19 protein-coding genes and 1 tRNA gene are annotated in these 20,545 nt (G+C 64.3%); 16 read left to right on the top strand and 4 right to left on the bottom strand.

The annotated features are described in order from the left end of the window. Position 1 precedes the first annotated feature (1 nt). From AU175_RS05085 to AU175_RS05015, 15 genes are all read left to right on the top strand, one after another. Complete coding sequence (locus tag AU175_RS05085) at positions 2-409, top strand: cytidine deaminase (RefSeq protein WP_442855275.1); 408 nt, start codon at positions 2-4, stop codon at positions 407-409. 2 nt (positions 410-411) lie between these two features. After that, complete coding sequence (locus AU175_RS05080; RefSeq protein WP_066286367.1) at positions 412-1,725, top strand: thymidine phosphorylase; 1,314 nt, start codon at positions 412-414, stop codon at positions 1,723-1,725. A gap of 2 nt (positions 1,726-1,727) precedes the next feature. Next, positions 1,728-2,387 (top strand): DedA family protein, encoded by a 660-nt coding sequence (locus tag AU175_RS05075; RefSeq protein ID WP_066286366.1) that lies wholly within the window; start codon positions 1,728-1,730, stop codon positions 2,385-2,387. 179 nt (positions 2,388-2,566) lie between these two features. Continuing rightward, positions 2,567-3,295: a DedA family protein gene (locus tag AU175_RS05070; protein ID WP_066286364.1), complete on the top strand. Its 729-nt coding sequence runs from the start codon at positions 2,567-2,569 to the stop codon at positions 3,293-3,295. 39 nt (positions 3,296-3,334) lie between these two features. Continuing rightward, positions 3,335-4,477 (top strand): adenosine deaminase, encoded by a 1,143-nt coding sequence (locus AU175_RS05065; RefSeq protein WP_066286363.1) that lies wholly within the window; start codon positions 3,335-3,337, stop codon positions 4,475-4,477. 61 nt (positions 4,478-4,538) lie between these two features. Beyond that, complete coding sequence (locus AU175_RS05060; RefSeq protein ID WP_066290575.1) at positions 4,539-5,159, top strand: MazG nucleotide pyrophosphohydrolase domain-containing protein; 621 nt, start codon at positions 4,539-4,541, stop codon at positions 5,157-5,159. Between the two features lie 130 nt (positions 5,160-5,289). Beyond that, positions 5,290-6,570, top strand: a complete 1,281-nt coding sequence (gene eno / locus AU175_RS05055) for a phosphopyruvate hydratase (RefSeq protein WP_066286362.1) — start codon at positions 5,290-5,292, stop codon at positions 6,568-6,570. A 141-nt stretch (positions 6,571-6,711) separates the two neighbouring features. After that, a complete protein-coding gene (locus tag AU175_RS05050; protein ID WP_066286361.1) occupies positions 6,712-7,389 on the top strand; it encodes an FtsB family cell division protein in 678 nt (225 codons plus the stop codon). Between the two features lie 27 nt (positions 7,390-7,416). Beyond that, a complete protein-coding gene (locus AU175_RS05045; protein ID WP_197497036.1) occupies positions 7,417-8,088 on the top strand; it encodes a DUF501 domain-containing protein in 672 nt (223 codons plus the stop codon). Further along, entirely contained in the window at positions 8,085-9,032 is a 948-nt protein-coding gene (locus tag AU175_RS05040; protein WP_066286358.1) for a Ppx/GppA phosphatase family protein, read from the top strand. Before AU175_RS05045 ends, AU175_RS05040 begins: the two co-directional genes overlap by 4 nt. A 74-nt stretch (positions 9,033-9,106) precedes the next feature. After that, a complete protein-coding gene (locus AU175_RS05035) occupies positions 9,107-10,480 on the top strand; it encodes a S8 family serine peptidase (protein WP_066286356.1) in 1,374 nt (457 codons plus the stop codon). A 49-nt stretch (positions 10,481-10,529) separates the two neighbouring features. Next, positions 10,530-12,026 carry an NAD(P)/FAD-dependent oxidoreductase gene (locus AU175_RS05030; RefSeq protein ID WP_066286354.1) on the top strand — a complete coding sequence of 499 codons (1,497 nt, stop codon included), beginning with the start codon at positions 10,530-10,532 and terminating at the stop codon, positions 12,024-12,026. Between the two features lie 137 nt (positions 12,027-12,163). Continuing rightward, a complete protein-coding gene (locus AU175_RS05025) occupies positions 12,164-13,108 on the top strand; it encodes an N-acetyltransferase (protein ID WP_066286352.1) in 945 nt (314 codons plus the stop codon). 20 nt (positions 13,109-13,128) lie between these two features. Further along, a tRNA-Leu gene (locus AU175_RS05020) sits at positions 13,129-13,202 on the top strand. A 223-nt stretch (positions 13,203-13,425) separates the two neighbouring features. After that, entirely contained in the window at positions 13,426-14,778 is a 1,353-nt protein-coding gene (locus tag AU175_RS05015) for an ABC transporter substrate-binding protein (RefSeq protein WP_066286350.1), read from the top strand. 195 nt (positions 14,779-14,973) lie between these two features. Here the strand turns inward: AU175_RS05015 and AU175_RS05010 are convergent, their stop codons facing one another. From AU175_RS05010 to AU175_RS04995, 4 genes are read right to left on the bottom strand one after another with little or no spacing between them, the layout of a single operon-like run. Further along, a complete protein-coding gene (locus tag AU175_RS05010) occupies positions 14,974-15,747 on the bottom strand; it encodes an ABC transporter ATP-binding protein (protein WP_066286348.1) in 774 nt (257 codons plus the stop codon). After that, positions 15,744-16,865: an ABC transporter ATP-binding protein gene (locus AU175_RS05005; RefSeq protein WP_066286347.1), complete on the bottom strand. Its 1,122-nt coding sequence runs from the start codon at positions 16,863-16,865 to the stop codon at positions 15,744-15,746. The genes AU175_RS05010 and AU175_RS05005 overlap by 4 nt, the downstream gene beginning before the upstream one ends. Beyond that, positions 16,862-17,830 (bottom strand): branched-chain amino acid ABC transporter permease, encoded by a 969-nt coding sequence (locus tag AU175_RS05000; RefSeq protein ID WP_066286345.1) that lies wholly within the window; start codon positions 17,828-17,830, stop codon positions 16,862-16,864. The genes AU175_RS05005 and AU175_RS05000 overlap by 4 nt, the downstream gene beginning before the upstream one ends. 9 nt (positions 17,831-17,839) lie before the next feature. Next, positions 17,840-19,123 (bottom strand): branched-chain amino acid ABC transporter permease, encoded by a 1,284-nt coding sequence (locus AU175_RS04995; RefSeq protein WP_066286344.1) that lies wholly within the window; start codon positions 19,121-19,123, stop codon positions 17,840-17,842. Positions 19,124-19,624: 501 nt separating this feature from the next. On the opposite strand from AU175_RS04995, the gene AU175_RS04990 reads away from it, so the two are divergent. Beyond that, positions 19,625-20,545 (top strand): Bax inhibitor-1/YccA family protein, encoded by a 921-nt coding sequence (locus AU175_RS04990; protein WP_066286343.1) that lies wholly within the window; start codon positions 19,625-19,627, stop codon positions 20,543-20,545.

Genomic DNA, 20,545 nt, shown 5'->3' with positions numbered 1-20,545 from the left:
CGTGGCTCAGGACGAACCGGCCGCCGTAGACTGGGCGGCCCTTGAAGCCGCCGCAGTGGGCGCGATGCAGAATGCCTACGTGCCGTACTCGAAGTTCCCGGTGGGGGCAGCCGCCCTCACCGACGACGGTCGGATCGTCAGCGGCTGCAACGTGGAGAACGCCAGCTATGGCCTGACGCTCTGCGCCGAGTGCGCGCTTGTCGGGAACCTGCACATGACGGGCGGCGGCCTGCTTCGCGCCTTCTACTGTGTTGATGCGGCCGGCCATGTATTGATGCCGTGCGGCCGCTGCCGCCAGTTGCTCTACGAATTCCGCGCTCCCGGCATGGAGCTGATGACCACCCAGGGCATCAAGACAATGGACCAGGTGCTGCCCGATGCATTTGGCCCCCAACATCTGGAGGACTGAACGTGACAGGAGCTGACGCGTTCGACGCCGTCGACATCATCCGCGTCAAGCGGGACAAGGGCGTACTGAGCCCCGAGCAGATCGACTGGACCATCGACGCCTACACCCGCGGTGCGATTGCCGACGAGCAGATGGCGGCGCTGAACATGGCCATCCTGCTGAACGGCATGAATCGTGCGGAGATTTCCCGTTGGACCGCTGCCATGATCGCTTCGGGGGAGCGGATGGACTTCTCCGGCCTGCGGCGTCCCGACGGCGGCGTGAAGGCCACCAGCGACAAGCACTCCACCGGCGGGGTGGGGGACAAGATCACCCTCCCGCTGGCGCCACTGGTGGCCGTGTTCGGTGTTGCGGTGCCGCAGCTGTCCGGCCGCGGCCTGGGCCACACCGGCGGCACGCTGGACAAACTGGAGTCGATCCCGGGCTGGCGGGCGGCGCTCAGCAACGAGGAGATGATGGCCCAACTGCAGGACGTCGGTGCCGTGATCTGCGCAGCGGGTGCCGGCCTCGCGCCGGCGGACAAGAAGCTTTACGCCCTCCGGGACGTCACCGGCACCGTGGAGGCCATTCCCCTGATCGCCTCCTCGATCATGAGCAAGAAGATCGCCGAAGGCACAGGATCGCTGGTGCTGGACGTCAAGGTGGGCAGCGGCGCGTTTATGAAGGACGAGGCGCGGGCCCGGGAACTGGCGGAGACCATGGTTGCCCTCGGGAAGGACGCAGGCGTGAACACCGTGGCCCTGCTGACCAACATGAACACGCCGCTGGGCCTCACCGCCGGCAACGCGATCGAGGTGGAGGAATCCGTGGAGGTGCTGGCCGGCGGCGGCCCGGAAGACGTCGTCGAGCTTACCGTCAGGCTGGCTGAAGAGATGCTGGCGTGCGCCGGCATCCAAGACGCCGACCCCCGGGCTGCTTTGAAAGATGGCCGGGCCATGGACGTCTGGAACCGCATGATCCAGGCGCAGGGCGGGGATCCCCGGGCGAAGCTGCCTGTGGCCAGGGAATCCGAGACAATCTACGCACCGGCGGACGGTGTGCTCGTTGAGCTCGATGCGCTGTCGGTGGGTGTCGCGGCGTGGCGGCTCGGCGCCGGCCGTGCCCGTAAGGAGGACCTTGTCCAGGCCGGCGCGGGTGTTCGGATGCATGCCAAGCCGGGTGCGGTGGTCCGGGCCGGTGAGCCGCTGCTGACACTGCTCACGGACACTCCGGAGAAGTTCACGCGCGCCAAGGAAGCACTGGAGGACGCGGTAGTGATCGCTCCGGAAGGCTGGCGCCCCGCACAGCAGCTCGTCATCGACCGAATAGCATGGTGACAATGCAGGCCATCAACGATTTCATCCTCGCTGCCGCCGGGCAGCCCTGGGTGCTCTTCCTCGTCCTGGCCTGCTGCCTTATTGACGGTTTCTTTCCCCCGATACCCAGTGAATCCGTGGTGGTGGGACTGGCAGCAGTGGCGGCCACCGCGGATGTTCCCAATCCCTGGCTGCTGATGCTGGTTGCGGGCCTGGGTGCCTTCTCCGGCGACAACATTGCCTACGTTATCGGGCGGAGGGTAGGAACCCGCCGCTGGTCCTGGATGCGCGGCCCCCGCATGCAAAGCGCCTTCCGGTGGGCAGGAGGGGAACTGCGGAAACGGCCTGCGTCGCTGATCCTTGTGGCCCGGTTCGTGCCCATCGGCCGGGTGGCGGTGAACCTCACCGCCGGCGTGACGCACTATTCGCGGCTGCGGTTCGTCGGCCTGACAATACTGTCGGCCACCCTGTGGGCAAGCTATTCGGTGGGCATCGGCCTGTTCTTCGGACAGTGGTTCGAGGACAACCACCTGCTGGGCGCCGTCATCGCGATCATCTGTGCCGTGGCGCTCGGCATCATTGTGGACGTCGTCATCAACCGCATCCGCGGGCGGGTTCCGGTGGTTGAACGGATGAAGGACCCCGAAGCCTCAGCCGACGGCGGGACTCCACCCAGGGACTGACGCGCCGGCCCCGCGGAAATCAGCCCGCAGGACGACGACGGAACCGCCCGCCCGCCGCTAGGTTTGGAAGCGTACTTCCACGGCCGGGGCGTAGCGAACGACGCCCTGGCCGTGGGACACTGAAGAGCGATTTGCGTCACTTTGCCCGCGTCATTTTTTCGTCTAGGAGCAGGACCCGCGTGGAGTTTATCAATGAGGCCGTGCTCCATGCAGCGGGCCAGTGGTGGATTTACCCAGTGCTGCTGGTTTTCTTTTTTGTGGACGGCTTCGCGATGGTGGTCCCCAGCGAGACCCTCATCGTCGCGCTGGCTGCGTTTTCCCGCCACGGCGGAGAGCCCAACCTGTGGATCCTTGGCGCCACAGCCCTGATCGGCGCCATCGCGGGGGACAACATGGCCTTCCTGCTGGGCCGCAGGATCGGCCTGGACCGCTGGAAGTGGATGCGCCGCCCCAAGGTGAAAAAGGCGTTCGGCTGGGCGAGGTACGAACTTGAAAAGCGCGGTGCCGTCCTCATCTTCACGGCCCGGTACATCCCCTGGGGCCGCGTGGCCGTGAACTATGTCGCCGGCAGCACCGGGTTTGCGCACCGCCGGTTCTTCCTGCTGGATGCCTTCGCCTGCATCACGTGGGTGGGCTACTCGATCGGCATCGGCCTCCTGGCCAGTTCGTTCCCATGGCTCCATCACAACCCACTGCTGAGCGCAGGCATTGCCGTGGTGTTCGCGATCGTCCTGGGCATTGTGATCGACCACGCCCTGCGCTGGTGGCACAAGCACCTGGCCCGCAACGACGCCGAGGTGGTGGATGAATGGCTCGACGGCGGTCCGGAAGGCTCACAGCCTCCGCGCTCCGGGTCTGCCCCGCTCCTCGCCTCGGCGGCCGGGGACGCTGAGCCCGGCACCCAGTAGCGGCTGGCGCTGAGAGTCCGCCGACCCTAAGGTTGGTACGTGACTGAGCCCATTGTTGACGCTGCCCCTGCCATCGATTTTGACCTGAAGAACCTGCCCAAGGTTTCACTCCACGATCACCTGGACGGTGGTCTCCGTCCGGCCACCATCATCGAGCTTGCGGAGGGGGTTGGCCATACCCTTCCCTCTACCGATCCAGTGGCACTGGGCGAATGGTTCCGCGAGTCCGCTGACTCCGGTTCGCTGGTCCGCTACCTGGAGACTTTCGACCACACGGTGGCCGTGATGCAGACCAAGGAAGGCCTGTTCCGCGTCGCCAAGGAATTCGTGGAAGACCTCGCGGACGACGGCGTGGTGTACGGCGAGGTCCGCTGGGCACCCGAGCAGCACCTGCAGAACGGCCTGACCCTGGACGAGGCGGTGGAGGCCGTGCAGGAGGGCCTCGAAGCCGGTGTCGACGCCGTGGCTGAAACCGGGCGCGAGATCCAGGTCGGCCAGCTCATCACAGCAATGCGGCACGCCGACCGCGGCCAGGAGATAGCCGAACTTGCCGTGCGCCACCGCAACAAGGGAGCGGTGGGATTCGATATCGCCGGTGCCGAGGACGGTTTCCTTCCAGCCCGGTTCAAAGACGCCTTCACGTACCTGGCCGAACACAACTTCCCAGCGACGGTGCATGCCGGCGAGGCCGCCGGACTTGAGAGCATCCAGTCCGCGCTGGTTGACGGCCGGGCACTGCGCCTGGGCCACGGCGTCCGGATCGCGGAGGACATCATGGTGGAGTTCGACGACGAGGACGCAGAAAGTGACGAGGACAGCATCGGCCTGGTCACCCTTGGCGACCTTTCCAGCTGGATCCGGGACCGCGGCATCGCCCTGGAGATCTGCCCCTCCTCCAACCTCCAGACCGGAGCGATCGCCGGTTTCGGAGAGGGTATCGAGAGCCACCCGCTGGACATGCTCTACCAGCTCGGCTTCAACGTGACCATCAACACCGACAACCGGCTGATGAGCGGCGTCACCCTGACCGACGAGTTCGAGCTCCTTGTGGAAACATTCGACTACGACCTCGATGACCTCCTCGAACTCACCCTCAATGCCGCCGAGGCATCCTTCCTCCCGCTGGAGGAAAAGGAAGCGCTGGTGGAATACATCAACGACGCCTACGCCAACCTTGGCTGACCAGACTCCCGTTGAGCGGCTGGTCGTCGTGATTGGCCAGCTGCGTGAACACTGCCCGTGGATGGGCGCCCTCACCCACCGGTCCCTGGTGGAGTACCTCCTGGAGGAGTGCTTCGAGGTGGCCGAGACCATCGAGACCGGTGCGGACGACGCCGAACTCCAGGGCGAGCTTGGCGATGTACTGCTCCAGGTGGTGCTGCACGCCCGGCTTGCCCAGGAGCGGGGAAGCTTCACGTTCGACGATGTTGCCCGTGGGCTGTCGGCCAAAATGGTCCGGCGCAACCCCCACGTCTTTCGGCCCGACGGCTCCCTTCAGGACAGCTTCCCGGCCACGGTCGAGGAGATCGTGCAGAAATGGGACGCCATCAAAAGGGTTGAACGGCCTGAACGCAAGAACCCGTTCGAGGGGATCCCCCATGCGCTGCCGGCCCTCGCAAAGGCACAGAAGGCCCTGGACCGGGCAGCGCGCGCCGGGTCGGCGGGCCCGAACCGCTCCCTAACCCCGCAAGACCGGCCAGGGAGCCCTGCGGTCGTGGCCCCGGAAACCGAGGAGGAGCTCGGCGAGCTGCTGCTCGCCGTCGTCGGTTCTGCCCGCAGGAAAGGATTCGACGCCGAACGTGCGCTCCGGGGCGCTGTCCGGCGCTACCAGGCCGCCCATGAAGGCAGTAATGCGCCATCATGACGTCCGGGGGATGGATAGGTTTCCGTAACCTCTGCCACTCTCGACTACGCTTGTCCCTGACGAGGACGTCGAGTTTTCCGCTAGTTTTCCGCTGTCAGACTCCCAGTTATCGCCCATAAGGAGCATATTCATGGCGCTTATCGATGCCATCCACGCCCGCGAGATCCTCGATTCCCGTGGCAACCCGACCGTAGAAGTTGAAGTCCTGCTTTCCGATGGCCAGATCGGCCGCGCGGCAGTTCCCTCCGGCGCCTCCACCGGCGAGCACGAGGCCGTAGAGCTCCGTGACGGAGACAAGGGCCGTTACCTCGGCAAGGGTGTCCAGAAGGCCGTTGACGCTGTCATCGACCAGATCGCTCCGGCCCTGACCGGCTTCGACGCCACCGACCAGCGCAGTATCGACCAGGCCATGATCGACCTGGACGGCACCGCCAACAAGTCCAAGCTGGGCGCCAACGCCATCCTCGGCGTCTCCCTCGCCGTGGCCAACGCGGCCGCAGCCTCCGCTGACCTGCCCCTGTACAAGTACCTGGGCGGCCCGAATGCCCACGTGCTGCCCGTGCCGCTGATGAACATCCTCAACGGCGGCTCGCACGCTGACTCCGACGTCGACATCCAGGAATTCATGGTTGTCCCGCTGGGCGCCGAAACCTTCTCCGAGGGCCTCCGCTGGGGCGTCGAGGTCTACCACGCCCTCAAGGCCGTGCTCCAGGAAAAGGGCCTCTCCACCGGCCTTGGCGACGAAGGCGGCTTCGCGCCGAACCTGCCGTCCAACCGTGCGGCCCTGGACCTGATCCAGGAAGCCATCAAGAACGCCGGCTACATCCCGGGCAAGGACATCGCGCTCGCGCTGGACGTTGCTTCCTCCGAGTTCTTCACGGACGGCGCCTACCAGTTCGAAGGCAAGGCACTCTCCGCCACCGAGATGAGCGCCTACTACGCCGAACTCGTCGCCGACTACCCGCTGGTTTCCATTGAGGACCCGCTGGACGAGAATGACTGGGAAGGCTGGAAGACCCTCACCGACACCATTGGTGACAAGGTCCAGCTCGTTGGCGATGACCTCTTCGTCACCAACCCGTCCATTCTGCAGCGCGGCATCGACAACAAGACCGCCAACTCGCTGCTGGTGAAGGTCAACCAGATCGGTTCCCTGACCGAAACCCTGGACGCCGTGAGCCTGGCCCAGCGTGCCGGTTACACCACCATCACCTCGCACCGCTCCGGCGAAACCGAGGACACCACCATCGCTGACATCTCGGTTGCCACCAACGCAGGCCAGATCAAGACCGGCGCCCCGGCCCGCTCCGAGCGTGTTGCCAAGTACAACCAGCTGCTGCGCATCGAAGAGGAACTCGACGACGCCGCACGCTACGCCGGCCGCAGCGCGTTCCCGCGTTTCAAGGGCTAGTAGCCGCATAAACAACTGACCGGTGGCTATGGTTGAAAGACCATAGCCGCCGGTTTTTGTTTCGCGAACTGTCCAGCCGGCACGGTTTTGTTCAGCCCAGACAGCTGCTGCCCCAGGCAGGCCGCACGTTTCAGGAGTGTCATGGCTACCCGCCGTCCCAAAGTTCCCAGGGCCACCTCAGGGCGGCCCGCCACAACGGAGCAAGCCACAACGGCGCCGGCCAAGGAAGCCGCCGACGTCATCCAAGCCGATTTCGGCAGTGCCAAGGCCAAAGCGGCCCCGGCGAAAAGCACCGGCGCACCCAGGAAGGACACCCCGACGCCGTCCACAAAAACACGGGGGAGTAACGCCGCCGTTCCCAGCAAGGCCGGGACTCCCAAGGGCGGCCCCGCCCGGAAGACCGTCCAGGACGACGTCCATGACGACAGCCAGCCGGTTCCGGCCAAGGCCTTCTCCGGCCGGATGCTCGCGCTGGCGGTGGTCATGATTGCGATCACCATCATGCTGGCCCCCACGGTGAAGATCTTCTTCGACAAGAGGGCGGAAATCGCGGCCCTCAACGCCGACATCGCGGCCAGCCAGGCGCAACAGGACAGCCTCAGGCAACAGGTGTCCCGGTGGCAGGACCCCAACTACGTGAAACAACAGGCCCGCGACCGCATTAACATGGTTATGCCGGGTGAGACCGGCTACTGGGTATTCGGCAGCGACCTGCCGGCCGGTAGCAGCAGCCAGTCCGGTGCTGCAGCACACGACCCCGCCGATCTGCCGTGGGTGGATTCCCTGTGGGAGTCCATCAGGCGTGCGGCCACAGACTGAACCGATAGAGGAAGGATGGCCGCGCCAGTGGAAGAAAACACGGCAACTGCGCCGGAGGAGTCCCGCCAGCCATCAGCACACGATCTCGAAGTACTCAGCCGCCAGCTGGGCCGGCCGGTCCGCGACGTGGTGGAGATCCCGGCGCGCTGCGTCTGCGGCAACCCCCTCGTCGCGGCCACCGCCCCACGGCTTGCCAACGGGACACCGTTCCCCACCACGTTCTACCTGACGCATCCGGTGATCACCTCGGCGGTCTCCCGGCTGGAGGCGGCCGGGCTCATGAACGAGATGAATGAACGGCTGGCCGCTGATGGGCCCCTGGCAGCTGCCTACCGGTCTGCGCACGACGAGTACCTTGCGGCACGGACAGCCATCGGGGAACGCTCAGGAGTGGGTCCAGTCCCGGAGATTGACGGCATCTCCGCCGGAGGCATGCCCACCCGGGTCAAATGCCTGCATGTCCTGGTCGGGCACTCGCTGGCGGCTGGCCCGGGTGTTAACCCGTTGGGCGATGAGGCCATCGCGGACATCAGCGAATGGTGGACTGCGGACCGTTGTTATTGTGACGGCGCCTGGGACACGGCGGGGGAGGCCCCGTCAAGGGACCTCAGCAGGCACGGACCCCAGGGGCTGCCCGACATTGTTGGCCGTCCTGCACCTGTCCGGAAGTCCGCAGGCACTGCCGAGGCAGCATTATGAGCCGCGTCGCCGCCATCGACTGCGGCACGAATTCCATCCGCCTGCTGATCGCTGACGTCGACCGCAGCAACGGCTCGGCGAAGCTCACCGACGTTGTCCGCGAAATGCGCGTTGTCCGCCTGGGTGAGGGCGTGGATGCCACCGGTGAACTCGCTCCGGCAGCGCTGGAACGCACCTTCGCCGCCACGGCTGACTACGCCCGGCTGATCCGCGAACACGGCGCAGCCAAGGTCCGGTTCGTCGCCACCTCCGCCAGCCGTGACGCCCGCAACCGGCAGGTCTTTGTGGATGGCATCCGCGACCTTCTCGGCGTCGAACCAGAGGTCATCACCGGTGACGAGGAAGCGGCGCTGTCCTTCGCCGGCGCCGGCAGCGTCCTGCCCATCCTTGACGGGGCCCACGTGCTGGTGGTTGACCTCGGGGGCGGAAGCACCGAATTCGTGCTGGGCACCGCTGACGGCGTGACCGCCGCCAAATCGGTCGACGTCGGCTGCGTCAGGCTGACTGAGCGCCACCTGCGGGAGGATCCGCCCACCGCCGCACAAATCGCCGCCGCGGAAGCCGACGTCGACGCCGCCATCACCAGGGCGGTACTGGACGTGCCGCTGGAACGCGCCACCGCCGTCGTCGGCGTCGCCGGATCCATCACCACCATCACGGCCCACGCAATGCGCCTGCCCGAATATTCTCCGGACGCGATCCACGGCTCGGAACTGCCCATCGACGACATCAGCAGGGCTGCCACCGACCTGCTGAAGATGCCCCGGGCGCAGCGCGCAGCACTGCCGTACATGCACCCGGGACGCGTGGACGTCATCGGCGCCGGAGGCCTGGTGTGGCGGCGCATCCTGGAGCAGCTTGGCGGGCTCAGCGGCGGCCGCATTGTCACGGCCACCGCCAGCGAACACGATATTCTTGACGGTATTGCCCTGAGCATCAGCTGAGAGGCAATGGCCCCGGCAGCGTCAGCCAGACGCAGCGAGCAGCCGAGTTCATGTCACCGACCATGGGACCCCAAATGACCAGAGCAACAGCCCGGCTCCGCCGGACCGCCTCCGCTCTCCTGGCGGTGACCCTGGCAGGAGCCAGCCTGGCTGCAGGCCTCGTCGCAGCACCCGCGGCACGCGCCGACGCTGAGCGCGACAAGCAGTACTGGCTGGCCGAATCCGGAATCACGAAGGCCTGGGAGGTCTCCAAAGGCGCCGGCGTAAAAGTCGCCGTGATCGACAGCGGCGTGGACGGCCAGCACCCCGATCTGAAGGGAGCCGTCACCGGCGGGTTCGACGCGTCCGGATCCGGAAATCCGAACGGGCAGAAGAGCATCGGCGGCAAGCCGGAACACGGCACGCTGGTAGCCACCATGCTGGCTGGCCGCGGACACCAGCCTGCGAACTCGACGGCCAGCCCCAGTCCGGCTCCGTCCGGCGCGGGCCCTGACGGAATCGTGGGGGTGGCGCCTGAAGCGGAGATCCTGTCCGTCTCCACGTGGCTGGGTTCGCCGAACCCCGCCGGGAAGAGCGACCAGGACCAGATTCCCGAGGCGGTCCGCTGGGCCGTGGACAACGGTGCCAAAGTCATCAACATTTCCCTCGGCAGCACCACGCCCCAGTGGCCACAGAGTTGGGATGCGGCGTTCCTCTACGCCGAGCAGAAGGACGTCGTGATCGTGGCCGCCGCCGGAAACCGGGTGGGTGGCAACATCCAGGTGGGCGCACCTGCCACCATTCCCGGCGTGCTGACCGTAGCCGGACTGGACCGCAAAGGTGTGGCGAGCATTGATTCGTCCTCACAGGGAATCAGCATCGGAGTGGCGGCCCCTGCTGAAAACCTGCTCGGAGGGGTGCCCGGCGGCGGGTACGCCGAGTGGGCAGGAACGTCCGGGGCCACGCCCATCGTGGCCGGCGTCGCGGCACTGATCCGGTCCAAGTGGCCGGAGATGAGCGCAAAACAGGTCATTAACCGCATCGTCAGCACCGCCAAGGATGCTGGCGCGCCGGGCAAGGACCCGCTCTACGGCTTCGGCGTGCTCAATGCCGAGGCCGCGCTGAAGGATTCCGTTCCCGAGGCCGCCATCAACCCGCTGGGTTCCATCTCCGACTGGATCCGCGTGCACCGCCGCGGAAACCTGGCCACGCCCGTCCCGGTACCCACCACCGACGTTCCCAGCGCCGTGCCCACGCTGCCCGAGCCCACCGTTCCGGCTGCTGAGGCTCCGTCCCAGCGTGACACTGCCCTCGGCGCCGTCGTCGTTATTGGCTTCGCCATACTTTTTGTGGTGATCATCGCAGCGGCTGTTATCCAGCTGCGCCGGGCGGCCCGCAACCCCCGCCTGACTCAGGAAGAGCCCGATACCGGGGTGCTGGATGCCGTTGATTCCGGCGGTAAAACGTAGCCAGGGGGTAGTTAGTGAAGATTTTCACAAAGTACTGTATTCTTGAATCATGGCAACCACCCCAGAGCTCCAGGACCGTCCCAGGGTACTCGTCGTCGGCGGCGGGTACGTCGGCCTGTACGTAGCACTCAAACTGCAGAAGAAGATCGCGAATGCCGGTGGCATCGTCACCCTCGTTGATCCCCTGCCCTACATGACCTACCAGCCGTTCCTCCCCGAGGTTGCGGGCGGCAACATCGAGGCCCGCCACGCAGTGGTCTCCCACCGCCAGCACCTCAAGCAGACTGAACTGATCCAGGGCCGCGTCACCTCGATCGACCACGCCAACCGCACTGCCGTTGTGGCTCCCGCGGACGGCGGCGAGAACTTCGAGGTTCCTTACTTCGACGTCGTGATGGCAGCCGGCGCCATCACCCGCACCTTCCCGATCAAGGGCCTCGCGGACAAGGGCATCGGCCTGAAGACCATCGAAGAGGCTGTGGCCCTTCGCAACAAGGTGCTGGAGCGCATTGAAGCTGCCTCCACCATTACCGATCCCGCAGCACGCGCCAAGGCGCTGACCTTCGTGGTGGTGGGCGGCGGGTTTGCAGGCATCGAGTGCATCACCGAGATGGAAGACCTCGCCCGCGCTGCAGTCAAGAACAACCCGCGCATCAAGCAGGAGGAAGTCCGCTTTGTCCTGGTTGAGGCCATGGGGCGCATCATGCCCGAGGTAACGGCCAAGCAGGCCGAATGGGTGGTGGAGCACCTCCGCAGCCGCGGCATCGAGGTCCTCTTGAACACCTCCCTGGACAACGCCGAAGGCTCCATCAAGCTCATCAACCTCCCGGACAAAACCCCGGCGCAGGACTTCGAAGCAGATACCCTCGTGTGGACCGCCGGTGTGCAGGCCAACCCGATGGTCCGCTCCACTGACTTCCCGCTTGAACCGCGCGGCCGCATCCGCACCCTTCCCGACATGCGCATCGGAGGGGACGAGGGAATCGTCGAGAACGCCTGGGCTGCAGGCGACATCGCCGCGGTTCCGGACCTCACGGGCAGTGGCCTGCCGGACGGTACCTGCGTGCCGAACGCCCAGCACGCCCTTCGCCAGGCCAAGCGCCTCGCGAAGAACCTGTGGGCTTCCCGCTGGGACAAGCCGCTGAAGGACTACAAGCACAAGAACCTGGGTGCCGTGGCCGGCTTCGGCGAATGGAAGGGTGTTGCCAACATCAACCTGATCGGGAGCATCGGCCTCAAGGGCCCCCTCGCCTGGCTGGCCCACCGCGGCTACCACGGCATGGCGATGCCCACGTTCGAGCGCAAGTTCCGCGTGATCTTCAACTGGATCATCAGCTTCTTCGCAGGCCGCGACACCACCCAGCTGATCGACCTCGACAACCCGCGTGGTGCCTTCGTGGCGGCAGCCTCCCCGGCTCCCAAGCCCGCCGCGGCTCCCGTTGCGCCGGCCGGTACGCCGGGGGACGTGCCGGTGCCCGGGACACCCGGAAGTGCAGAGAAGACCAAGGTTGACCCGAAGCAGTCAGTCACGGCTGACGCCAAATAAGCCCGGCGCTCCGAGCAGCCCGCTGCCCTAACGCCCGACGGCGGCTGTCCCCCTTGGGGGATGGCCGCCGTTTGCGTCGGCGGGCATCCCCGGAGCGCCCCCGTTGCCGGGGCGGTCCGTCCTCCTAGACTGGCAGCATGACTGGCGAAGTGAACCTCCCGACCCTGCTGGCCTCCATCCACCCCGTAGTGCGCGAAGGGGAGTACGTCTACGTCCTGTGGCCCCACGGCCGGCCGCTCGCCGCCGGAATCGAAGCCGCTGTCCGCGAGGCCGAAGGCCTCACCGTGGTCCTTCCCCGGGAAGAAGCGGACCGCCTGGGCCTCGCCTACGATTTCGTGGCGGCGTGGATAACGTTGGAGGTGCATTCAGAGCTTGAGGCAGTCGGCCTGACTGCCGCCGTCGGAAAGGCACTGACCGACGCCCGGATCAGCTGTAACGTGCTCGCCGGATTCCATCATGACCACCTGCTGGTTCCGGTTGCCGACGCGGCCCGTGCTGTCGAGGTCCTGGCCGAACTGTCCGCGGAGAGCCGCCATCAGCCCCGGCCGGAGCTTGTGCTGCGCAACGAAACGAAGGCTGACCGCGCCGCAATCCTGGCACTGACTGCTGAGGCCTTCGCCATCTCGCCGGCCACCGGACTGCCGGCGGAGGGAGAGCCCGTGGAGGTGGAACTGCTCCGCCAGTTGTTCGACTGCGAGGAGTACCTGCCGGAGTTCAGCATTGTGGCAGTCCTGGACGGCGAGGTGGTCGGCCACGTCATCAGTACCCGCGGCCGGGTTGCCGGGCATGAGCTGCTGGGACTTGGCCCGATCGGAGTGACTCCCAGGCTGCAGCGCCACGGCATCGGCAGCGCACTGATGTATGAAACCATCTCCCGGGCCAACGCTGCCGGGGAGAGCGGCATCGCCCTGCTGGGAAGTACGGAGTACTACCCACGCTTCGGCTTTGTGCCTGCCACGTCCCTCGGTGTCCTGCCTCCCGAAGAGGTTTGGGGCGATAACTTCCAGCTCCTGCCGCTGGCGGTATGGCCCGGGGGAGTACATGGCACGTTCCGGTATGCTGAGCCCTTCGACCGCCTGTGACGGGATACCATTGAGCGGGCGCCCCAGTAGCCCAATTGGCAGAGGCAGCGGACTTAAAATCCGCGTGTTGCGAGTTCGAGTCTCGCCTGGGGCACAATTTCCTCCAGCGGGGCTTCTATTCGTCGTTGCACTGCGTGTCTCCTTGACCCCAACAAACTATCCTGTCCGGAGATTTCGCATATGCAACGACTGTTATAAGGATGTGACCTCAGTCACTTATATCCGCCTTGGATATGGACTAGCTTGAAAGTTAAATCAGGAACACCTGATCATCCGCATCAAAGGCCGTTCGCACCTTTCGATCCAGGAGATTGTCAATGATTTCACTTTCCCCGGCGGCACCCCGTATCGCAAAGCTCACAGCGCTTAGCGTCGGCGTCGCTTTTCTGGCTACAGCTTGTGGTGGTACCTCCACGCCGAGCTCGACGGAAACCACCACCGCTCCCCCAGGCGCAATCTCCTGCCCCGCGGGTTCCGGTGCCGGTGCCAGCACCTCGGCACCGGCAGCTCCCAGCGGTACCGTTCCACCGTCCACCACCACAACGGACACGCCGCTGAAGCTCGGATCGCTCCTGCCCACGACCGGCAACCTGGCATACCTGGGCCCACCCGAGATCGCTGGCGTTAACCTCGGCGTCCAGGAGGTTAACGAAGCCGGCGGTGTTCTGGGCAAGCCTGTGGAAGTCATCCATCGCGACTCGGGCGACACGAAGACGGACATCGCCACGCAGTCCACTACGGCCCTGCTTGGCCAGGGAGTCAGCGCGATTATTGGCGCAGCTTCCTCCTCTGTATCCAAGACCGTGATCAACCAGATCACCGGTGCAGGCGTCCTCCATTTCTCCCCGGCGAACACCTCGCCGGACTTCACTACGTGGGATGACAAGGGCCTCTACTGGCGCACCGCCCCCTCAGACGTGCTTCAGGGCAAGGTCCTGGGCAACTACATGGTTTCGTGTGGAGCACAGACCCTCGGCATGATGGTCCTGAATGACGCTTATGGAACTGGCCTGCAGAAGAACGTCAAGGAAGCCTTCGAAGCAGCTGGCGGCAAGGTCGTCGCGGAGCAGCTGTACAACACCGGCGATTCACAGTTCAGCAGCCAGGTTGACGCGATTGTCGCTGCCAAGCCGGATGCCATCGCCCTGATTACCTTTGACGAGGCCAAGAGCATCATTCCGCTCTTCACCGGCAAGGGCATCAAGGCAACCCAGCTGTTCATGGTTGACGGCAACCTCTTTGACTACAGCAAGGATCTTGCGCCGGGGACTCTGAAGGGAGCGCAGGGCACGCAGCCCGGAACGTTCGCCAAGGAAGACTTCAAGAAGGAGCTCCTTGCACTGGATCCGGCGCTGGTGAGCTATAACTACGCGGGTGAGTCCTACGACGCCGTGAACCTGATTTCCCTGGCCGCCGAAGCGGCGGAGAGCACCAACGGAGCCGACATCGCGGCCAAGCTGAAGGAAGTTTCCGAAGGCGGCGAGAAATGCAACAATTACGCTTCGTGTGTGACGTTGCTTCGAGATGGCAAGGATATCGACTACGACGGCCAGTCGGGTCCGATCACCTTCTCCGATGCTGGGGACCCGACGGAAGCCTATATTGGCATCTACGAATATGACGACACGAACAAGCCACAGCCGGTGAAGGAAGAATTCGGCCAGCTGTAGACCGCACATCCTTAGCAGGCACCTAGTGAAGGCTCCCGTCCCTGGACGGGAGCCTTCCTTGTGTTCCGGCTGTGGACGCGCGTCAGATGACATGTGGTGCCGCGGCGGCAGCGCCTCAAGGGGGCGCGCATCGAAGGAAAGCTGAAGGGCCGCCACCCGCAGGTGACGGCCCTTCAGCGGGCTCCGCTCCGGACTCTAGGCCGTATCGTCGGCCAAAGTTCCGAGGTAGAGCTGGATGACCTTGGGGTCCTTCATCAGCTCACGGCCGGTGCCCGTGTATGCGTCCTTGCCTTGGTCCAGGACGTACCCACGGTCACAGATCTGCAGGCAGCGGCGGGCGTTCTGTTCGACCATAATGACGGAGACGCCGGCCCTGTTGATCTCGTGCACGCGCAGGAAGGTTTCGTCCTGCTTGACCGGGGAGAGGCCTGCGGATGGCTCATCGAGCAACAGGACGGCAGGCTCCATCATAAGAGCCCGTCCCATCGCCACCATCTGGCGTTCACCGCCGGACAGTGAGCCTGCGCGCTGGGCCCGCCGCTTGCCAAGCTCCGGGAACAAGCTGGTGACGAAGTCGAACCTTTCGGCAAAGTCCTTGGGCCGCTGGAACATCCCCATCTGCATATTTTCTTCGATGGTTAGGGTCGCAAACACGTTGTTGTTCTGCGGCACAAAACCAACACCCTGGGTGACCAGCTTGTTGGCCTTAAGTCCGGTGATGTCTTTTCCGCGCACAACAACCGAGCCGGAATGTACTTTTACCAGGCCGAACATGGCTTTCAGCAAGGTGGACTTGCCGGCGCCGTTGGGCCCGATGATGCCGATCAGCTCGCCCTTCCGGGCCTCGATGCTGCAACCATTGAGGATATTTACACCTGGGAGGTAACCGGCCACCAGATTGCTGACCTTAACGACGACGCCATCAGCCGATGCTTCCTGGGCTGCGGCGGCTGCGCTGGTGGCACTCATTCTTTGTCCTTGTCTGTGGGGCCAGGCTCTGCCAAGCCGGACTCGGGGGAGTTGGGCTCATCGGCATCCGGGACCTGGAGGGCTTCCGGGCCGAGGTCAGGCTGCTTAATGTCCGCGCCCCTGAGATCCGGGGCCACTGCGTCCACAGCGATGATGCCCGCGTTCGCCGTACCCACGATTGATTCCTCATCGGCTTCCAGTACCGCTTCCAGTTCCTTGATCCCTTGGGTGTCACCAAGGTCGACGTCGTGGTGAGCTCCCAGGTAGGCGTCAATAACGGCCGGGTTCTTCATGACGTCGACGGGCGGACCTTCGGCCACGATCTTTCCTTCGGCCATCACAACAACCCAGTCGGCTATGTGCCTGACCATGTTCATGTCGTGCTCCACGAACAGTACGGTCATGCCTTCTGCCTTGAGGTTCTTAATATGGTCCAGCAAGGACTGGGTCAGGGCCGGGTTGACGCCGGCCATTGGCTCGTCCAACATCACCAGCTTGGGCCGAACCATCAGCGAGCGCGCCATCTCCAGGAGCTTGCGCTGGCCGCCGGACAGGGAAGCTGCATAATCGTCCTTCTTGGTGTCGAGCTTGAATTTCTCAAGCAGGACGTCGGCCTGGGCGGTAATCTCCTTCTCGCGGCCGCCCCAGATCCCTTTGAAAAGAGCCTTTGAGAGGCGTTCACCGGGCTGGCTGGAGCCGCCGAGGCGCATGTTTTCCATAACAGTGAGCTTGCCCATGACCTTGGTGAGCTGGAAAGTGCGCACCATGCCCATGCGGGCAAGCTTGTAAGAGGAGACGCCCTGGATATTCTTTCCCTCAAACTGCCACTTGCCGGAGTTAGGCGTATCGAAACCGGTAAGGAGGTTGAAGAGGGTTGTCTTCCCGGCTCCATTGGGGCCGATGAGTGCGGTGATCTTATGGCGCGGGATTTCAAGATATTCGACGTCGACGGCGTTGATGCCACCGAAGCTCCGAGTGATGTTCTCGGCCACCACGATGGGGTCCCGCTTCTTGCAGCCGGGGGCTATCTCCCCGGCCGCAATCGGGCTGGTGTCCGTCATGTAGTCGACGCTGCCTTGTTTACCGGTGTTATCTACTGAATGTGCGCTGTGGCTCATGCGAACGCCAGCTCCTTCTTGTTGCCGAAGACGCCTTGCGGCCTGAAGATCATGAGCAGCATCAGCGCTACCCCTACCAGGATGTAGCGCAGCTGGCCGGCCTGGACTGTGGTCAGCCAGGTCACTGCGCCGGATTCAATCAGGCCGTAGAGGATGCCTTGGGTCAGCGAAAGCACCACCCAGAAAATCATCGCACCAACGACGGGGCCCAGCACAGTGGCCATGCCACCGAGGAGGAGGCACGTCCAAAGGAAAAATGTCAGTTCCGTGCCGTAGTTGGCTGGCTGGACTGCGCCGCGGGGAAGAGTGAACACCATGCCAGCGAGGGCCCCGAGCACACCGCCGATGAGCAGTGCCTGCATTTTGTAGGCGTAGACGTTTTTCCCCAGGGAACGGACGGCGTTCTCGTCCTCGCGGATGCCCTTAAGCACGCGCCCCCAGGGGCTGCGCATCAACAGCCATATGACAATGCAGCACACGATGACCAACGTCCAGGCTACGACCCGGATGAAGAAGTCGCGGTTGTTCATGCCCATGTATGAGCCTTCAGGGAAGGGGTTCATGGAATAGAAGCCGCCTTCGAAGGCGCCCAGGCCGTCGGCTGATCCTGTGACTGCATCCAGCTGGTTGGTGGTGACGACGTACCGGACAATTTCGGCTGCGGCGATGGTAACAATGGCCAAGTAGTCGGCCCTCAGCCGCAGGGTAGGGATACCCAGCAGCAGGGCGAACAGGCAGGAACAGATGATGGCGATGAGCAGTCCCACAAAGAACGGCACATCGAAGGTCAGGGTCGAGATGGCAAAGCCGTAGGCTCCCACTGCCATAAAGCCGGCCTGACCGAAGTTCAGCAAGCCGGAGTAGCCGAAGTGGACGGCAAGGCCCAAGGCGGCCAAACCGTATGCTGCCGTCGTCGGGGTGAAAATCTCACCGAGGGCACTGAGAAAAATAAAACCGAAGTCCATGGCTGTCTCCTAACCCACACGCTCGCGCCGGCCGAGGATTCCCTGCGGGCGGAACAAGAGGACAATGATCATGATGAAGAGGGCGCCCACGTACTTCAGGTCGGCAGCCAGTCCGAAGACGGTGGTCAGTTCAACAAATATTCCGACGATGATGGATCCCACCAGGGCACCAAAGACGGTTCCCAGACCGCCCAGGGTGACGCCGGCAAAAATGAGAAGCAGGATTTGCGAGCCCATGTCGAAGGTGACGCCCGGACGGTAGTACGCCCATAGGATGCCGCCCAGCGCTGCCAGCATTCCGCCGGCGACCCATACGATCCGGATCACGGAGTCGACGTCAATGCCCGAAGCGGCGGCCAAAGCGGGGTTGTCCGCCACCGCCCGCGTGGCCTTTCCCAGACGGGTTTTGAGCAGGACGATACCGATCAGGACTATAACAACGGTGCTGATGATGAGGGACCACAGGTTATTGGGCGAGATGGATACCGGGCCCAACTGAATCTCCGGGGACTGGGCGAACGGCAGTTGCTGGGTGGCGCCACCGAAGTTGAACTGGATGACATAGCGGACGGCAAGGGCGAGGCCGATGCTGACGATCATCATGGGGACAAGCCCTGATCCGCGGGCACGGAGTGGCCTCCACAGGCCTGCGTCCTGGACATACCCGGCCAGGCCTCCGATCAAGAGCGCCAGAAGTCCGGCGAGCCAGAAGGGCAGGTTCATGGCGCTGAGGCCAAACATTGCAACGGCTCCCAGCGTGACCATTTCACCATGGGCAAAGTTGGTGAGGCCGGTGGTCCCGAAGATCAAGGACAGCCCCACCGACGCCAGCGCCAGCAGGAGGCCGAAGCTGAGTCCAGCCACAAGCCTGTTGAGCAGGTTTTGGCCGAAGTCCTGCTCCTGGACCACGATGCCCTCGCCGAAGGCGAAAATCACCGAAAGGTTGGAGGTCTGGCTGAACGTAACGCTGCGGGGATTCTCCTGGCCGTCGGCGAGCCTGATGCCTTCGGGCAGGGTCGATTCGTCCAGTTCGATCTCATAGGTGCCCTGCTCCGGGACGCCGATGCTCCAGGACCCGTTCGCGGCGGATGTCGCGGTCCCTTCGAAGTCTCCGCTGCGGGCGGTGATGGTGACATCGGCGATCGGCGCACGGGCGTCGTCCCGAAGGAAGCCGCTGATGTTGTTCTGGAAAGTCGTGACCGACGGGGATGGTGTCGGCGACGGGGAAGTGGCCTGTGATGCCGGAGCGGCGACGAGCAGGATTGCCATTATGGAGGCCGCAAGGGCACCCATCAGGTAGAGCAATCCGCCGCGCCGTCTGTGCAGCAGGCCTTTGGATGTACTTCTCAAATTGAAAACCTCCACTTGGGGGTGGTCTCGGCTGCGCCATTGCAGCCGCTGCGAACGTAGCCGGGGCGGACGGTAATGCAGTGCTGACATCGGAGAATGCTGCAACTCTGTGATTTCCATCACCCGGCCTGGCCTTATGTTACAGCGCGTTGCGGGCGAAAAATGCCCTGCAAAGCGGCCTTCGGGTCGCGATCGGATAACGACTGTGTAGCGGAACCTGCCCCGATCCGTAGGGCTACTAAAGAAACTTTTGTTGATCCGGGGTATTTCTTAACGGTTGCACTCCGCTGAAAGGCGGAGCCGGGCGCCCCGAAGGCAACGTCCCAAGTCACAGTTGGGTTGCGCCCCGCATCCGCAGGGAACTTTCGGCAGCAGCGACGCGTGGGAATTGATAACGTGGATCGTAAGGTTCAACACCTATCCCTAACTTGGAGGACACCAGCAATGGCACTTGGCGGAAACCCGATCTTCAACGGAAAGAATTTCCGTGAAGCAACGCAGGCGCCGCCTGTCCCGCAGGGGCCCTATGGACAGGCACCCTTCGGCCAGCAGCCCTATGGCCAGCCTTACGGACAGCAGTCGTTCGGCCGCGCGCCCGGCCAGGTGATGGACGGCCAGGGCGGTTACGCCCAGCCGAACATGACCAACGAGCAGCTCCAGCAGATGTACAACCAGCCGGCAGCGGGTCCCGCAGACACCGGCCGGATGACGTACGACGACGTCATCGTCAAGACAGCCGCCTGCCTCGGAGTGCTGCTCGTGGGTGCCGCTGTGACAATGTTCGTCAGCATGGGCCTCGCAACCCTGCTGATGATCGTCGGCGCCTTGGGCGGCTTCGTGCTCGCCCTCGTCAACACCTTCAAGAAGCAGCCGTCGCCGGCGCTCATCCTCGCCTACGCCGGTCTTGAAGGGCTCTTCCTCGGCGGCCTCACCCGCGTCCTGGACACCATGTACCCGGGCGTGGGGCTCCAGGCTGTCATCGGCACGCTGTCCGTCTTCACCGTGACGCTCCTCCTGTTCAAGAGCGGCAAGGTACGCGCCACCCCCAAGGCCATGAAGTTCTTCATGATCGCCTTGGTCGGCTACGCCCTGTTCTCCGTCGTGAACCTCGTCATGATGCTGACGGGCCTGACCACGGAACCCTTCGGGCTGCGCAGCGGCATTATCGGCGTCGTCATCGGCATCCTGGCCATTGGACTCGCGGCCTTCTCGTTGGTCATGGACTTCACCAGCATCGAGGCGGGTGTCCAGAGCGGCGCTCCGCAGCGCTTCTCGTGGACGGCAGCGTTCGGCCTGACAGTCACGCTGGTTTGGCTGTACGTGGAAATCATCAGGCTGCTAGCCATCCTGCGGGGCGACGACTAG

The sequence above is a fragment of the Arthrobacter sp. B6 genome (assembly GCF_001663775.1).
In the GTDB taxonomy this organism is placed as follows: domain Bacteria; phylum Actinomycetota; class Actinomycetes; order Actinomycetales; family Micrococcaceae; genus Arthrobacter.
The sequence above is the reverse complement of the archived record's forward strand: the minus strand, read 5'-3'. Positions and strand labels throughout refer to the sequence as shown.

Excerpts from the sequence above, each read along its gene's own strand:
- AU175_RS05005 (WP_066286347.1), bottom strand. The coding sequence starts at position 16,865 with ATGAGCCACAGCGCACATTCAGTAGATAACACCGGTAAACAAGGCAGC.
- AU175_RS04990 (WP_066286343.1), top strand. The coding sequence starts at position 19,625 with ATGGCACTTGGCGGAAACCCGATCTTCAACGGAAAGAATTTCCGTGAA.
- AU175_RS05000 (WP_066286345.1), bottom strand. The coding sequence starts at position 17,830 with ATGGACTTCGGTTTTATTTTTCTCAGTGCCCTCGGTGAGATTTTCACC.
- AU175_RS05035 (WP_066286356.1), top strand. The coding sequence starts at position 9,107 with ATGACCAGAGCAACAGCCCGGCTCCGCCGGACCGCCTCCGCTCTCCTG.
- AU175_RS05075 (WP_066286366.1), top strand. The coding sequence starts at position 1,728 with ATGCAGGCCATCAACGATTTCATCCTCGCTGCCGCCGGGCAGCCCTGG.
- AU175_RS05015 (WP_066286350.1), top strand. The coding sequence starts at position 13,426 with ATGATTTCACTTTCCCCGGCGGCACCCCGTATCGCAAAGCTCACAGCG.
- eno (WP_066286362.1), top strand. The coding sequence starts at position 5,290 with ATGGCGCTTATCGATGCCATCCACGCCCGCGAGATCCTCGATTCCCGT.
- AU175_RS05025 (WP_066286352.1), top strand. The coding sequence starts at position 12,164 with ATGACTGGCGAAGTGAACCTCCCGACCCTGCTGGCCTCCATCCACCCC.
- AU175_RS04995 (WP_066286344.1), bottom strand. The coding sequence starts at position 19,123 with ATGGGTGCCCTTGCGGCCTCCATAATGGCAATCCTGCTCGTCGCCGCT.
- AU175_RS05060 (WP_066290575.1), top strand. The coding sequence starts at position 4,539 with ATGGGCGCCCTCACCCACCGGTCCCTGGTGGAGTACCTCCTGGAGGAG.
- AU175_RS05050 (WP_066286361.1), top strand. The coding sequence starts at position 6,712 with ATGGCTACCCGCCGTCCCAAAGTTCCCAGGGCCACCTCAGGGCGGCCC.
- AU175_RS05030 (WP_066286354.1), top strand. The coding sequence starts at position 10,530 with ATGGCAACCACCCCAGAGCTCCAGGACCGTCCCAGGGTACTCGTCGTC.
- AU175_RS05010 (WP_066286348.1), bottom strand. The coding sequence starts at position 15,747 with ATGAGTGCCACCAGCGCAGCCGCCGCAGCCCAGGAAGCATCGGCTGAT.
- AU175_RS05040 (WP_066286358.1), top strand. The coding sequence starts at position 8,085 with ATGAGCCGCGTCGCCGCCATCGACTGCGGCACGAATTCCATCCGCCTG.